This window comes from Dickeya fangzhongdai (assembly GCF_002812485.1).
Taxonomy (GTDB): Bacteria; Pseudomonadota; Gammaproteobacteria; order Enterobacterales; family Enterobacteriaceae; genus Dickeya; species Dickeya fangzhongdai.
In genome coordinates this window covers 1,368,768-1,383,659 of the sequence record NZ_CP025003.1, presented here as the reverse complement: position 1 = coordinate 1,383,659, position 14,892 = coordinate 1,368,768, and the positions used below count along the sequence as shown (strand labels likewise).

13 protein-coding genes are annotated in these 14,892 nt (G+C 61.8%); 3 read left to right on the top strand and 10 right to left on the bottom strand.

The window, feature by feature from the left end; genetic code table 11:
- Positions 1–11: 11 nt before the first annotated feature.
- Both ybbP and ybbA read right to left on the bottom strand, forming a co-directional pair.
- A complete protein-coding gene (ybbP, locus tag CVE23_RS06350) occupies positions 12–2,444 on the bottom strand; it encodes a putative ABC transporter permease subunit YbbP (RefSeq protein ID WP_100849134.1) in 2,433 nt (810 codons plus the stop codon).
- A complete protein-coding gene (ybbA, locus tag CVE23_RS06345; protein WP_033570141.1) occupies positions 2,441–3,127 on the bottom strand; it encodes a putative ABC transporter ATP-binding protein YbbA in 687 nt (228 codons plus the stop codon). The genes ybbP and ybbA overlap by 4 nt, the downstream gene beginning before the upstream one ends.
- On the opposite strand from ybbA, the gene tesA reads away from it, so the two are divergent.
- The 3 genes from tesA (at position 3,095) to CVE23_RS06330 (ending at position 5,499) form a co-directional block, all read left to right on the top strand.
- Entirely contained in the window at positions 3,095–3,736 is a 642-nt protein-coding gene (tesA, locus tag CVE23_RS06340; protein ID WP_050570000.1) for a multifunctional acyl-CoA thioesterase I/protease I/lysophospholipase L1, read from the top strand. The two genes, ybbA and tesA, sit on opposite strands and share 33 nt — an antisense overlap.
- A 63-nt stretch (positions 3,737–3,799) precedes the next feature.
- Positions 3,800–4,576, top strand: coding sequence for an SDR family oxidoreductase (locus CVE23_RS06335; RefSeq protein WP_038661068.1), 777 nt, complete (start codon positions 3,800–3,802; stop codon positions 4,574–4,576).
- A 62-nt stretch (positions 4,577–4,638) separates the two neighbouring features.
- Positions 4,639–5,499 carry a co-chaperone YbbN gene (locus CVE23_RS06330; protein WP_100849133.1) on the top strand — a complete coding sequence of 287 codons (861 nt, stop codon included), beginning with the start codon at positions 4,639–4,641 and terminating at the stop codon, positions 5,497–5,499.
- Between the two features lie 58 nt (positions 5,500–5,557).
- On the opposite strand, the gene CVE23_RS06325 is transcribed toward CVE23_RS06330, so the two are convergent.
- From CVE23_RS06325 to menF, 8 genes are all read right to left on the bottom strand, one after another.
- On the bottom strand, positions 5,558–6,751 hold the full coding sequence (locus CVE23_RS06325) for a nicotinamide mononucleotide deamidase-related protein YfaY (protein ID WP_038918236.1): 1,194 nt from the start codon (positions 6,749–6,751) through the stop codon (positions 5,558–5,560).
- Between the two features lie 155 nt (positions 6,752–6,906).
- Positions 6,907–7,452 carry a YfaZ family outer membrane protein gene (locus CVE23_RS06320; protein ID WP_038918235.1) on the bottom strand — a complete coding sequence of 182 codons (546 nt, stop codon included), beginning with the start codon at positions 7,450–7,452 and terminating at the stop codon, positions 6,907–6,909.
- A 206-nt stretch (positions 7,453–7,658) separates the two neighbouring features.
- Positions 7,659–9,038: an o-succinylbenzoate--CoA ligase gene (menE, locus tag CVE23_RS06315; RefSeq protein ID WP_100849132.1), complete on the bottom strand. Its 1,380-nt coding sequence runs from the start codon at positions 9,036–9,038 to the stop codon at positions 7,659–7,661.
- Positions 9,026–9,994, bottom strand: a complete 969-nt coding sequence (gene menC / locus CVE23_RS06310) for an o-succinylbenzoate synthase (protein ID WP_100849131.1) — start codon at positions 9,992–9,994, stop codon at positions 9,026–9,028. The genes menE and menC overlap by 13 nt, the downstream gene beginning before the upstream one ends.
- Positions 9,994–10,851 (bottom strand): 1,4-dihydroxy-2-naphthoyl-CoA synthase, encoded by an 858-nt coding sequence (gene menB, locus CVE23_RS06305; RefSeq protein WP_033570148.1) that lies wholly within the window; start codon positions 10,849–10,851, stop codon positions 9,994–9,996. Before menB ends, menC begins: the two co-directional genes overlap by 1 nt.
- A complete protein-coding gene (gene menH / locus CVE23_RS06300; protein ID WP_038918233.1) occupies positions 10,835–11,626 on the bottom strand; it encodes a 2-succinyl-6-hydroxy-2,4-cyclohexadiene-1-carboxylate synthase in 792 nt (263 codons plus the stop codon). The genes menB and menH overlap by 17 nt, the downstream gene beginning before the upstream one ends.
- A gap of 2 nt (positions 11,627–11,628) precedes the next feature.
- Positions 11,629–13,305: a 2-succinyl-5-enolpyruvyl-6-hydroxy-3-cyclohexene-1-carboxylic-acid synthase gene (gene menD, locus CVE23_RS06295; RefSeq protein WP_100849130.1), complete on the bottom strand. Its 1,677-nt coding sequence runs from the start codon at positions 13,303–13,305 to the stop codon at positions 11,629–11,631.
- A gap of 98 nt (positions 13,306–13,403) precedes the next feature.
- Positions 13,404–14,732 (bottom strand): isochorismate synthase MenF, encoded by a 1,329-nt coding sequence (menF, locus tag CVE23_RS06290; protein WP_100849129.1) that lies wholly within the window; start codon positions 14,730–14,732, stop codon positions 13,404–13,406.
- Between the last annotated feature and the right edge of the window lie 160 nt (positions 14,733–14,892).

Here is a 14,892-nt window from a genome sequence, read left to right as displayed (position 1 = left end):
CGAGGTTAACCTCAGGCGTGATAACGCCTAAACAACGCATTGCCGCGCAGCAACCGCAGCCCCAGCCAGCCGCCGTACAGCGACAGCAACAGCGCCGCCAATACCGGCAATCCGCCCCACAGCCACATATTCGGCTGCCACGGAAAATCGAACACTTTGCGCTGCAACAGCCATAACGCCGCTTCCGCACCCAGCGCCGCCGCCATGCCGGCGGACAGCCCCAATACCGCAAACTCCCACCACAGCGTGGCGCGCAACAAACGCCGGCCGGCACCCAGCGTGCGATACACGATCAGTTCCTGACGCCGCTGACGCATGCCGACCTGAATCTGCGCCAGCAACAACAGCGCGCCGCAGAACAGCACCAGCACCACCATCACCTCCAGCGCCAGACCGACCTGCTGCAACACGGTGCCGATCTGCTTCAGAATGGCGCCGACATCCAGCACCGTCAGCGTCGGGAACTGACGGTTCAGTTGGGTGATCAGCGTATCGCCGCCTTCATAGCGGAAACTGGTCAGCCACGACTGCGGCTGGCTATCCAGCGAGCCGGGCGGAAAAATGAAGAAGAAGTTCGGCCGCAGACTTTCCCAGTCCACCTGCCTCAGGCTGCTGATCGTGGCCTGAAACGGCTGGGTATCGCCGGTGAAGGTCAGCGTATCGCCTATCTTCACCCCAAGACGTTGCGCTACCCCTTGCTCGATCGACACCTCGCCCGCTTTCGGCGGCCACTGCCCCGCCACCAGCGGATTACGGTCCGGCAATTGGCTCAGCCAGGTCAGGTTCAGTTCCCGGTTGACGGTTTCCCCACCGGGATCATCCTCATGCACCAGATCGGTGGCCCGCAGCCCGTTGATTTCCGTCAGACGGGCGCGAATGATCGGGTAGAACGTTTCCGGTTTCACCTGATGTTGCGCCAGAAAATCCGTTACCGGCGACACCTGATCGGCGCTGATATTCAGCACGAAGTAATTGGGGCTGCCGGGCGGCAACTGCTGCTGCCAGCGGTCCAGCAAATCGCCGCGCAACAGCAACAACAGCGCCAGCAGCATGAAAGACAGCGAAAACGCCGCCAACTGGCCCAGCGTCACCCACGGCTGACGCAACAGGCGATTAATGGCGAGACGCAGCGACAGCGTTTTCAACGTCAGCCGGCGCAGCAGCAACAGGCTGCCCCAGCCAATGCCGCCCAACAGCAGCGACAGCACCAGCATACCACCCAGCAACGACCACAACAGCGCGCCGCCGCCGGACAGCAGCACCAGCAAGCCGATCACCACCGCCGCCACCACCGGCAGGTAATAGCGCAGCGGCCAGACGTTCGCCACCACATCCTGACGCAAAACCCGCAGCGGTTGGGTCGCCAGCAGTTGCCGGTAAGGACGAATCCCCACCAACAGCGAAATCAACACCAGCGTACCCAGCGCCCAGCCCCACGGCCACAGCCCGGCAGCCGGTAATTCGCCGGGCAGCACCGGTGAAAGCGCGCGTATCAGCAGCGCCTCAAACCCTATTCCCAGCAGGCTGCCGCACAATGCCGACAACGCCAGCACCGATACCCACTGCCCGACGATCAACCGGCGCAGCGCCTGCCGCCCGGCGCCCAGCGTTTTAAGCACCGCCACCAGATCGTAACGGCTACGGCAGTAATGCCCCATCGACACCGCCACCGCCGCCACCGACAGCAGCAGGGTCAACAACGCCGACAACAACAGGAACTGCTGGGAGCGTTGCAGGGATTTGCCCAGCGCGCTCTGCGAATCTTCCATGCCGTACCAGCGCTGATCCGGCTTCAGCTGCGGTTTGATAACGTCGCTGAAACGGGCGATTTGCGACGGCGTGCCGGCAAACATGTAGCGCCAGGTAATGCGCCCGCCCGGCTGAATAGCGCCGGTTTTTTCCACGTCCGCCAGATTCATCAGCACCCGCGGCGCCGTCTCGAACGGGTTAAAGCCGGCATCCGGTTCCTGCACCAGTTCCCCGGCGATGGTCAATGTGGTATCCCCGACATCCAGCCGGTCGCCCACCTTCAACCCCAGCAAGGCCAGCAGACGCGGCGCGGCCAGCACCGTACCCGGCGCCACCCGTAGCCCGGCCGGCTGGGTTTTCAGCTCGCCATACAGCGGATAACGCTCGTCAGTGGCTTTAACCTGCGCCAGTTGCGCATTGTCGCCCGCGTAGGTCATGGTCATGAACGACACCTGCCGGCTCTGCGTCAGCCCCTGCTGCTGCGCCTGTTGCAGCCAGCTTTCATCCACCGGTCGGGACGCCCGCAGCACCCGGTCGCCGGCCAGGAAATCACGGCTCTGCTGGCTCAGCCCTTTCTCCATGCGATCGCTGATGGAACCGAGCGCCAGCACGCAGGCCACCGACAGCGTCAACGCCAGCCATACAATCAGCAACGACGGCGAGCGCCACTCCCGCCAAAACCAACGCCAGATCATGCATCCTCCCACAGTTTGCCGTCGCGCAGCCGCAGGCAACGTTCGCAGCGCGCCGCCAGTTGTTCGTCATGCGTCACCAGAATCAGGGTGGTGGCAAAGTCACGGTTGAGGGAAAACAGCAGGTTGGCGATACGCTCGCCGGTCTGGCGGTCCAGATTGCCGGTCGGCTCATCGGCGAACAGTACCCGCGGCCTGCCGCTAAATGCGCGCGCCAGCGCCACACGCTGCTGCTCGCCGCCGGAAAGCTGCGCGGGCAGATGCTGCAATCGCGCGCCTAGACCGAGCTGCTGCAACAGTTGCTCCGCCTGCTGGCGGCTGTGGCGATCGCTTTCACCCCGCAGCAACGCCGGTAACTGCACGTTCTCCAGCGCGGTCAACGTCGGCACCAGCATAAAGGACTGGAACACGAATCCCACGTCCTGCGCCCGCAACGCCGCCCGCCCTTCCTCATCCAGCCGATCCAGTCGCTGCCCAAGCAGCGATACCTGTCCGCTGCTGCCGTCATCCAGCCCGGCCAGAATTCCCAGCAAGGTGGATTTTCCCGAACCGGATTCACCCACCAGCGCAATGGTCTGAGCAGGTTTGACAACCAGCTCAACTCCGGTGAGGATGGAGAGCTGGTGTTCCCCCTGACCAACGTGCTTACTAAGATGATGAACTTCAAGAATGTTTTCCGCTGGCATATCGTTGTCCTTCTATTCTGGGGCCTGTTCAGTCTACGCGCCTTCGCGGCGGATACGTTGCTGGTACTGGGCGACAGCCTGAGCGCCGGCTATCGTATGGCGGCGAATCAGGCCTGGCCCACGCTGCTGGACGCGACCTGGCAGTCTCGTTCCCCCGCGCCCAAGGTCCGGGTGGTGAACGCCAGTATCAGCGGCGACACGGCAACGCAGGGGCTGGCGCGACTGTCCACATTGCTGCAACAGCACCAGCCGCGCTGGGTATTGATCGAGCTGGGCGGCAATGACGGCCTGCGTGGTTTTCCCCCGCAGAACGTAGAGCGGGATCTCGCCGGCATCATTACCCAGGTCAAGACGGCCAACGCCCAACCGTTGCTGATGCAAATCCGCTTGCCAGCCAACTACGGGCGGCGCTATACCGAATCGTTCAGCGCCGTTTATCCACGCCTCGCCAAAACGTTTGATATTCCGCTACTGCCGTTTTTCATGGAGCAGGTTTATCTCAAACCGGAATGGATGCAGGATGATGGCATCCATCCCAACCGCGATGCCCAGCCGTTTATCGCCGGATGGATGGCAAAACAGCTCGACCCCGTTATTAATCAGCACTGAGTCGATAAAGACTAACAGTTAACCACGACTCTTGATATTTAAGCGTTTTCGTTAGGTAAAGTTATGCAAAAAGCGGTTTTGATTACTGGTTGCTCCAGCGGTATTGGCCTGATTGCCGCTCAATGTTTGCAACAACGCGGCTATCGCGTACTGGCGGCCTGCCGCCGTCATCAGGATGTGGCGCGCATGAACTCGCTGGGCTTTGAAGGGATCGATCTGGATCTCGACAGCAGCGCCAGCGTCAGGCAGGCCGCCGACGTAGTCATTACCCTGACCGGCAACCGGCTCTACGGCCTGTTCAACAACGCCGGTTACGGGCTGTACGGGCCGCTCAACACCATTTCCCGTCAGCAACTGGAACAACAGTTTTCCAGCAACCTGTTCGGCACGCATCAGTTGACCCAGCTGTTGCTGCCCGCCATGTTGCCTCACGGCGAAGGGCGAATTATTCAGACCAGTTCGGTGATGGGGTTGATTTCCACTCCGGGGCGCGGCGCTTACGCCGCCAGCAAGTACGCGCTGGAAGCCTGGTCTGACGCGTTGCGTATGGAACTGCACGGCAGCGGTTTGTGCGTATCGCTGATCGAGCCCGGCCCGATCAGCACCAATTTCACCCACAACGTGGATCAGGCGCAGCAGGATCGACCGGTCACCAATCCCGGCATTGCCAGCCGCTTTACCCTGCCGCCGGAAGCGGTGCTGCCCAAACTGATTCACGCGCTGGAAAGCCCGCGCCCGAAACTGCGCTACCCGGTGACGCTGCTCGCCCACGGCATTACCGTACTGCGCCGCCTGTTGCCGGGCCGCGCGCTTGATCATCTGTTGCGGACAAAATCCTGATTCGGGGTTGAAGTGGCGGACATCGCCCCCATTAATGGCTGAAACGGCTAAGAGAGAATGACATGTTAGAACAACACGCCAACGTGATTGATATCAACGAGACCAACCTGCATCAGGTGCTGGAACAGTCCATGAACGCCCCGGTGCTGTTCTATTTCTGGTCCGAACGCAGCACCCATTGCCAGCAACTGGAGCCGGTGCTGGACAAACTGGCGGCGGAATACGCCGGTCAGTTTATTCTGGCCAAAGTGGATTGCGACGCCGAGCAGCGCGTGGCGGCCCAGTTCGGCCTGCGCGCCATCCCGACGGTCTATTTGTTCAAGGACGGTCAGCCGGTGGACGGTTTTCAGGGGCCGCAGCCGGAAGAGGTGATCCGCGACCTGCTGCAGCGAGTGCTGCCGAAAGCCGAAGACCTGAAACTGGCGCAGGCTCAGCAACTGATTCAGGAAAACCAGTTAAAAGAAGCCGCCGTGCTGCTGAAAGACGCCTGGCAACTGGACGCCAAACGCAGCGATATCGCGCTGTTACTGGCGGAAGTGCAGATCCAGCTCAACCGCACCGATGACGCGCAAGCGGTGCTGGACACCATTCCGTTGCAGGATCAGGACACCCGTTACCACGGACTGGTAGCGCAAATCGAACTGATGAAACAGGCGGCGGATACGCCGGAAATTCAGCAATTGCAGCAGCAACTGGCGGCCTCGCCGGATAATCAGGAGCTGGCGGTGCAGCTCAGCCTGCAACTGCATCAGGTCGGGCGCAACGAAGAAGCGCTGGAACTGTTGATGGGAATGCTGAAGAAAGATCTGAACGCCGCCGGCGGCAACGCCCGTAAAACGCTGATGGATATCATGGCCGCGCTCGGCACCGGCGATGCGCTGGCTGCCCGCTATCGCCGCCAGTTGTATTCGCTGCTGTACTGAGCCCGACCATAACGACGGGGGCCGTTGCCCCCGCGTTCTTCGCCTCACCGATTGCGGCTTACAACGTCTCCAGCACGCTGATCCAGCCATGACCGCCATACACCGGCCAGCCATTGAGCCAGCGGCGCAGCATGTTCATCGCCAGCATCGCCACCACATCCTGATGGGTTTTACGGCTGTAGCGTCGCACATTCACCTGAATCGTCTGGGCGAATGTCCCTACGGGGGTGTGCAACGCCAGCATCAGCACACCGTCATCAGAACGGCCGACGTACAGCGCCAGTTCCGTTTGCTGACGCTGCGCCAGCGTTCGGGTCGCCTCGGCGACGGCCGCCAGCGTCAACGCCTCGCTTTCCACCCGCAAGTCGCCGCCGGATAGCGGTACATCCGCCTCACGCAGTTGCCAGTTGAGCAGACCGGCGGTGAAGTCCTCGCCCACCGTCAGGCGCAACCCGCGTTCGGCCAGACGGCGCGCCAGTTGCGCCGGCAGCCCGTCAGTGCCTTCAAAAATCGCATTTTCGCCGGCAACGTCGCGCACCGTTTCCCACACGGCTTCCATCTCCGCACGCCGTGTGGCCGGGCCGGTCAGCTTCAGTTCGATAATCGGCATGGAGGAGCGATACCCCAGCACCACGTCCGGCGGCAGCGGCAGGCTGTCGAGCTGGCTGGCAAGATCGCTTTCAGAGCGGCCGAACGTGGTCAACCGCAGGCACAGCGGCGGTTCGCCGACGGCAAAACGCTGACGCAGGCGCGGCAGAATCTGCTGCTCCACCATCACTTTGAATTCGGAGGGCACGCCGGGGGTGAAAAACATCAGGCACTTGTTCAGTTGCATCGCAAAACCACAGGCGGTGCCGACCGGGTTATCCACCAATTCAGCGCTGGCGGGCAATTGCGCCTGTTTGCGGTTGCTGTCGGCCATGACCCGGCCACGTTCGACGAAGAAGGCTTCCATGCGGGCGATCCATTCGGCATGCTCGACCAGCGTTTCTCCGGCGGCCGTGGCCGCCGCCAGCGAGCTGAGATCATCGCTGGTCGGCCCCAACCCGCCATTGACGATCAGCACATCGGCGATCTGACTGCGCTCGGTCAACGCGGCCACCAGCTCTTCCAGCTTATCGCCCACCGTCATGCGGCTGGTCATCGGCACGCCCTGTGAAAACAAGTAATCCGCCAGCCAGGCGGCATTGGTATCCACAATTTGGCCGTGCAGCACTTCATCGCCGGTACATAACATCTCAACCCTAAGCATCCGCGTTACTCCTTATGATGGTTTCACACCACTTTAGAAATTCGACGCCATAAACACAATGACGCTCTCCGTCCGCTAAAAAAACGATCTGTAAAAAAACAAAAGGCGTGATAAACACGCCTTTTGTTTTTGTCTGCCAGCCGATGTCGGGGGAATCAGAAATTCAGTCCCACGCCAACGTAAGCGGTATCCGCTACGCGGTTGTCGTTGCCGTCTTCGCCGGACGCCATGTTGATGTAGCGATAGCCAACATCCAGCGACAGTGGGCGGAACGGCTGCCAGCGCACGCCGCCGCGGGCTTCCACATAGTGGTCCACATGGCTGGAGAACGCGTCCGGCGAGTAATAACCTTCACCGTACAGGGAAACGGAGCTGGTCACCGGCACCTGCAACCCGCCGCCCAAAGCGACGCCATAGCCATCTTTAAAACGGTTCTGGTTCAGGTAAAGCCCTTTGGCTCCCACTTTAAGCGACGCGTTGCTCAGCGCGAAGGTATAATCCAGACCGGCGCTGTAGACGTCATTGCTGTGTTTGTCATCATGGCTCCAGCCGGCATTGCCGGACAGGCCGGGCACACCCAGACCGAAACCGGCGCTGGCGCCCGTATAGTCACGACCCGCTTCCCCGGAAATACTGATGGCATGAGCGGAAACAGTCGCCAGCAGCAAACTTCCCGCACAAGCAATAACCCACTTTTTCATTTCTATAATCCTTAAAGACAAATAAGTTAAACGCGCACAACACCGTGATGTTAACACGCATTTTACCTAAATCTTCAGCAGCCAAAAGCATAAATAACCGACGAATGATGCTGTCGCGACAAAAAACAGGGCATTTTGCTCTTCCCGACCGAACGCGTCGATGACCGTTCGCTCTGCCATGCTCGCGCAGTTCCCCGTCACGCCAATCAGCGCGGCTGCTGCTCCACCCAGGTTTTCACCTGCTGTCGGGATACCTTGATCCCGCCGTTTTTCAATGCAGCCGGCAGCAGGTAACACGCCACCGGACGCTGAAATCCCGCCAGCCGGGACTGCCACCATGCGACCAACCGGGACAGCGGCAAGGCGTTTTCCACTTCGACGACCGCCACCGGGCGCTGGCCGAACTCCGGATCATCCACCGGCACCACGCAGGCATAGGTCACATCCGGATGCTGTAGCAGAACCGCTTCCACATCTTCCGGCTGAATCCCCTCGCCACCGCTGAAGAACTGGTTATCCAGCCGCCCCAGAATTCGCCATTCATGCCCATCCCACTGGCCGCGATCGCGGGTATGAAACCAGCCTTGCTCATCAGTGAGCGGGCTAAGTCCGCCTTCGCGCCAGTATCCCGCCGCCAGACAGCGGCCGCGCAGCAGAATTTCTTCGCCCTCCAGCCGTATCTCGCGCCCCGCCAGCGGCAACCCAACGCCGCCGCCGGCATCCGCGCGCTTGGCGCATACCGTGGACGCCAGCTCCGTCAGGCCGTAACCGCACCAGCAACGGATGCCCCGCGCCTCCGCCTGTTGAGTCAGTTCCGCCGGGATCATCGCACCGCCCAACAACACCGCCCGCAGGCTGATCGGAGAACGGTTCTGCGACAGAAGACGCCAGAGCTGGGTAGGAACCAGCGAGGCGTGAGTACACACTCGCAAAGCGACATCCAACGGCTGGTCCGGCCTGACCACCAGCGATGCCCCGGCGGCCAGCCAGCGCCAGACAATCCCTTGTCCGGATACATGAAACAGCGGTAGCGACAGCAACCAGCGATCGCCCGCGCTGAACGCCATCAGCGCCAGTACGCCTTCGGCGCTCACCAGATGGGCTTCACAGGTGTGCACCGCCGCTTTCGGCATTCCGCTGGAACCGGACGTCAGCGTCATGGTCGCCAGCCGTTGCGCTTCCCACGGCAGCGCCGGCAGCATGTCATCCGACGATGACGCCGACAGGCTCAGAGGAATGATGCTTTGCGGCCACGCATACCCATCTACGCTCAGCCCATACTCAATATTCAGCGCGGGCAACAACGCATCCAGCAGCGTATCGGGCAGTTGCGGATTCAATGGCAACAGACGCGCCCCGCACTGCAACAGCGCCAGATAACAGAACAACATATCGGTACTGTTTTTGCCGCGCAGCGCCACCCCCATGCCTGGCCGCACCCCCTGACGAACGAAACCGGTCGCCAGTTGATTCAGATGACTCGCCAGTTGCTGCCAGCTCCAGATTCCGTCGTCGTCCATCAGCGCCGGCGCCATCGGCTGGGACGCAGCCCAGCTTCGCCAGGGCCAGTCGGTCAGGCTTGCCATATCGGCTCCAGACGGTCCGCCGCGATCAGCGGCAACGCGCTGTCAGGCCAGGCGCGCACCACCTGCGTCTGCATCAGATCCAGCGTATCCAGCCCCGGCAGAACACCCGGCGTCAGCCAGCGCGCCAGTCGCGCCAGTTGCGTCAGCCCCAGACTGGACTCGATGCTGGAACTGATCACCGCCGTCAGGCCAGCCTGATGCGCCTGTTCCACCAGTTGGCGACAGCGGTTCAGGCTACCGGTCAGCGAAGGTTTGATAATAATGGCGGCCACGCCCGGCTCTGCTTCAACCCGGAATCCCGGCTCGCGCACGCTTTCGTCCCAGGCGATGGCAATGCCGGTGGCGCGAGCGAAATCGCGCGACTCGTCGCGGGTTTTGCAGGGTTCTTCCAGAAAAGCGATGCGGGAACGATAGGCCGGCGTCACATAGCGGGCGAATCCGTCGGCTTTAGCCCGCGTCCAGCTACGGTTGGCATCCAGCCGCAGCCGTAGTTCGGGCAGCGCGTCCAGCAACAGGTTGACGATCATGCCGTCGCGTACCGCTTCATACAGCCCGACCTTCACCTTCGCCACCGGTTCAGGCAGGCTTTGCAGCATGGCGAACAATTCATCCGGATCGCCATTGCACAGCGGCGCTTTACGATAGTCCGCCTCGTCAGGTAACTGGCCGGACAGCTCGGCCAGCGCGCAGCTAACGCCGAAATCGACCGAGGGCAAACCGCACTCGTCCAACGCCTGCCCTGACAACCAGACTTGCAGTTGCGTCTGTAGCGCGCCGGACGCCTCCTCCAGCGTCTCCACGCTGAATTGCGGCAATGGCGCGACTTCGCCCCAGCCTTCCCGTTCGCCGTCACGCAGGCAAATAAGCAGCCCGTCGCGGGTTTTCAGGCGCTGGTTGCGCAGCACCACCCCGGCGTCCATCGGCACGCTGTAACGATAGAGGATGGCCTGACGCATCAGGGATTCCGTTTAAATTTGCTGAAGTCGGGCTGGCGTTTTTCGTTAAAGGCATTGCGGCCTTCCTGCCCTTCTTCCGTCATGTAGAACAGCATGGTGGCGTTGCCGGCCAGTTCCTGCAATCCGGACTGACCGTCGCAGTCGGCATTCAGCGCGGCTTTCAGGCAGCGCAGCGCCATCGGGCTGTTTTGCAGCATTTCACGGCACCAGCGCACGGTTTCGCGTTCCAGTTCCGCCAACGGCACCACGGTGTTGACCAATCCCATATCCAGCGCCTGCTGCGCGTCATACTGACGGCACAGGAACCAGATTTCGCGGGCTTTTTTCTGGCCGACGATGCGCGCCATGTACGAGGCGCCCCAGCCGCCGTCAAACGAGCCGACGCGCGGACCGGTCTGACCGAAAATGGCGTTTTCCGCCGCAATGGTCAGATCGCACATCATGTGCAGCACATGGCCGCCGCCGATGGAATACCCGGCCACCATCGCCACCACCGGTTTCGGGCAGGTACGGATTTGACGCTGGAAGTCCAGCACGTTGAGATGATGGACGCCGCTGTCGTCTTGGTAGCCGCCGTAGTCGCCGCGGACTTTCTGATCGCCGCCGGAGCAGAACGCTTTCTCGCCGGCGCCGGTCAGGATGATCACGCCGATACCGTCATCATGACGGGCGTTGTCCAGCGCCTGAATCATCTCTTTTACCGTTTGCGGGCGGAACGCGTTGCGCACCTGAGGACGATTGATGGTGATTTTGGCGATGCCGTCGGTCGACTTGTGATAAAGGATATCGACAAAATCCCCGCTGCAATCGTGCCATGCTACCGGTGCGTAAAGCAGTTCTTCACTGGGATAAAGCATATTGAATCTTCCTTTCGGGATGCGAAATAAACTGACGAATCCGTTCGGCATACTCTGACGGATTCGCCTGATGAGCGTTGTGTCCGGCGTGGTCCACACTCAGCAACGGCAAACGATGCTGCGCGGCCAGCGCCTGAAATTTAGTGTCCTGACCGCCACAGAGGTAACCGAACGGAACCCGTAGCCGCTGCAGGGCGTCAACCAGACAGGGTTGACGGGATAGAGAGGTCGCTTCCAGCATATCGGCGACCGCCGGTCCGTGATTGCCGCGCCGCAATGCAATCAACCGTTCGCGTTGCGCCGACGACAGGCGGGCAAAAACCGGCTGCTGATACCAGTCCGGCAGCACGCTATCAAGCGGCTCATGGCGAAAACGGCGCGCCCAGTCGGCATCATGCCGCTGTCGCGCCTCACGTTCTGCTGCCGACGCCAGCCCCGGATGACCGCCTTCCACCAGCAGCCCCCGCAAACCGGCAGCGTCGCCCCGGCAGGCGTGATACATGGCAATGCGCCCGCCCAGCGAATACCCCAGCAGCCAGTAGTCGGTTACCGCCTGTTGCGCCAGCAGCGCGGTCAGTTGGCGACTCACATCGGCAAAATCCGCCGTCGGCAACGACCGGGACGCGCCATGTCCCGGCAAATCCACCAGCAGTAGCGGCCAGTCGGCCAGGTACGGCAACACCGGCTGCCAATCTTCGCCGCTGCCGAGCAGGCCATGCAGCATCACCAGCCAGGGTTGCCCCGGCTGCGGCTGCCCCACCCGACGGCAATGCATCGTCACCACGACGGCACCTCGGCCGACAGCCGCTGCAGCGTTTCGGCGCCGGCTTTGGGTTCCACCACGACTTCCAGCAGCGTGGTACCACCCTGCCGCCACCCGGCATTTACCGCGTTCTGTACTTCAGACCATTGCTGCGCTCGCGCGTAACGCAGCCCGAACAGCGCCGCCGCATGACGGAAATCCACCTGCTGCGGCATACAGTAAAAAGCTTCGCGTTGCGCCTCTGGCGTCGGCAATAACGAAAAAATCTGCCCGCCGTCATTATTAACCACCACCAGCACCAGCGGCGCAGGCGGCTGACGCAGCAGCGCCAGCCCGTTAAGGTCATACAACGCCGACAGATCGCCGACGATGGCGAGCATCGGCCGGACATCGGCGCGCTGCACACCCGCCAGCGTCGACAGCAGGCCGTCAATGCCGCTGGCGCCGCGGTTGGCGTACACCGGATACCCCGCCGGCAAACGGGCGAACGCATCCACCAGCCTCACCGTCAGGCTGTTGCCGACGAAAAACTGCCCTTGCGGTGGCAGCAGTTCGGCGACGCGATGCGCCAATTGCGCCTCGCCGAAACCGCCGGACAAGCGGGCAGCCACCTGGCGGATGACCCGTTCGGCACAGGCTTCAACCTCTGGCGCCCAAGGCAATTGAGCAACGGCCGGATGCGCCGTCAGCCAGTCGGCAATGTCGGCCACCAATCGACGACCACGATGCTGCGCGGGGTCAAGCCGTCCCGGCAGGCTGTCGACCAGCCAATATTGGTCGGGCGTCGCCGTCGCCTGCCACTGCAGCAGACGTTTGCCCGTCAGGCTGGCGCCGAACTGCACCACGATCTCAGCCTGACGCAGCGTTTCCGCCTGCGGATGCTGAAGCCACAAATCGGCGCAGGCCAGTGGTTGACCGGTCTGCGACAACACATCGCCGATCAGCGGCCAGCCGAGCTGGCGCGCCCAGGCGGCTAGCTGTTCTCCGACCTGCGCGGGCACTCGCCCGGCGATCACGACGCCGCGCCGTTGCCGCCATTGCGGCCAGTCCGGCTGCATTGTTGTTGCCGGCGCCGCACTCGCGCCCTGCAACCACGGCTGCGGTTGATGCCACCAGTCGCCCAGCGCCTGCAGCCAGTCCTGAAAGGCTGCCGGATCGTCTTTGCCATATAACGGCTCGGCAAACGGGCAATTGATATGCAGCGCGCCGTGGCGCAGCTCGGCCAGAGCGTTATCGAGGGCGGAAACCAGCCAGCGGGCCGGAATATCACAGGTGGGACGCGGTAAGTTGAGCGTTAATGTCGGGTGCGAGGCAAACATGCCGGGCTGCCGAATCGCCTGATTGGCGCCGCAGTCGATCAGCTCCGGCGGGCGATCCGCCGTCAGGATCACCAGCCGCTCGCCGGTCAGCCCGGCTTCAATAATCGCCGGATAGAGATTGGCCGCCGCCGTGCCGGACGTCACTATCACCGCCACAGCTTCGCCAGAGGCTTTAGCCAGCCCCAGCGCCAGGTGACCAAGACCCCGCTCGTCAAAATGGGTGTGACAGACCAGCGACGGGTGCGAAGCAGCCGCCAGCGTCAGTGGTGTGGAACGCGATCCCGGCGCAATGCAGATATGACGGACACCCTGATGGCTGAGCGCCTCAACGATAACCGTTGCCCAGCGGCGGTTAAAAATATGTGTGGACATGATCGACTCAACAACTCCGGTTGCGGGTTGTGGCAATAATTATATTTTTTTTCATCCGGCCAACTTTGATGTAAACCAGTAACAGGCAATAAATCGCGCTATGAAATAGCGTCTTCCAGCAACGACTTCAGTCCGGCGGCCTTGTTTTCCAGTTCCTGCCATTCTTGTTCTGGATCAGATCCCGCCACAATGCCCGCGCCGGCATACAGCGTCAGTTGCCGGTCCGCGACGCTGGCGGAGCGCAACGCCACGCTGAATTCGGACTGCTGACGCGACAAATACCCCGCCGAGCCGGCGTACCAGCCGCGGTGAAACGGCTCATGCCGGGCCAGAAACGCCCGCGCCGCGGCGCGCGGCAACCCGGCCACCGCTGCGGTCGGCTGCAACAGATGCAGGCACTCGCTATCCGTTCCGCTGCGCAGGGTCGCCTGAATCGTTCGCCGCAGATGTTGCACCTTGCGCAGCCGAACGATCTCCGGCGGCATCACATCCAGCGTCAACGCCGCCTGATGCAGGCGCTGGCAAATATCGTCCACCACCAGCATGTTCTCACACTGATTCTTGACGTCATTCATCAACCAGTCTGCCAGCGCAGCGGCTTTTTCATCGTCATGATCGCTGGCCACCGTTCCGGCCAGCGCCTCCGTTTCCAGGCGGGTATGCCGCCGCCGATAAAGCCGCTCAGGGCTGGACCCCAGAAACGCCTGATGCGGCGCGAAAGCCAGCATAAAATGATAACAGCGGTAATTGGCCGCCCGGCTGGCCGCCATCAGCGTGGTCGCCCGCAACGGCCGATCGAGCGACAGCATCGAGGCGCGTGCCGGCACCACTTTTTCCATCTGTCCGGCGGCAATGTCCGCCAGCGCCAGATGCAACAGGTCGATCCACTGCTGGCGATCCGGACAATGGCGGGTAGCTTCTATACGGGTATGCAGCGTCGGCAACGGCTGCGGCGGCAATAGCCGGCGCAGAAAATCCTGTGCGTCGCGCGCATCATCGCGCAGCGAGGTCTCACTGCACAGATTGACCCGCAGACGCAGACGCAACCCTTGTCGCAACAGGGCGATGCGCGGCAAAAACAGAAACGCAGCGGCATTCGCTTCCGCTACCGGATGCTGTTCAAACGCATTCAACCCCCAGAGACGCACGCTGTCATCCACATCATGACGTTGCAGAAAGTCCTCAGCGTGTGCGATATCGTCAAACACACGCACCTGACCACACACCGCCGCCTCTTCATCGTCCTGACGATGCTGCCAGTAAAACTGCGGATAAACGGGCTGCGAGGCCAGCCACGCCAGCAACGGCGAGCCGTCCTGCAACGACATGGTCAGCGTGACTGCATGAAAGCCCGCCTGCCCCGGCAAGGGTTCGTTGAGCGCCTGATGCATCTGGCGCAGCAGGTCAGAGAATTGCTGCACATTCACCCCATAGCCTAACTGAAAGTAGGGAATTATACGGGGCTATCCCTACAAAAAAAAAGTCATTAGCTTGATACCTACCCCGTAATAACCTGCTTACCCACACCCTATTTCTATGCATAGGCCTCTCCCCGGCCGTTCGCCAGCGAACAGAACGCACCCGCAG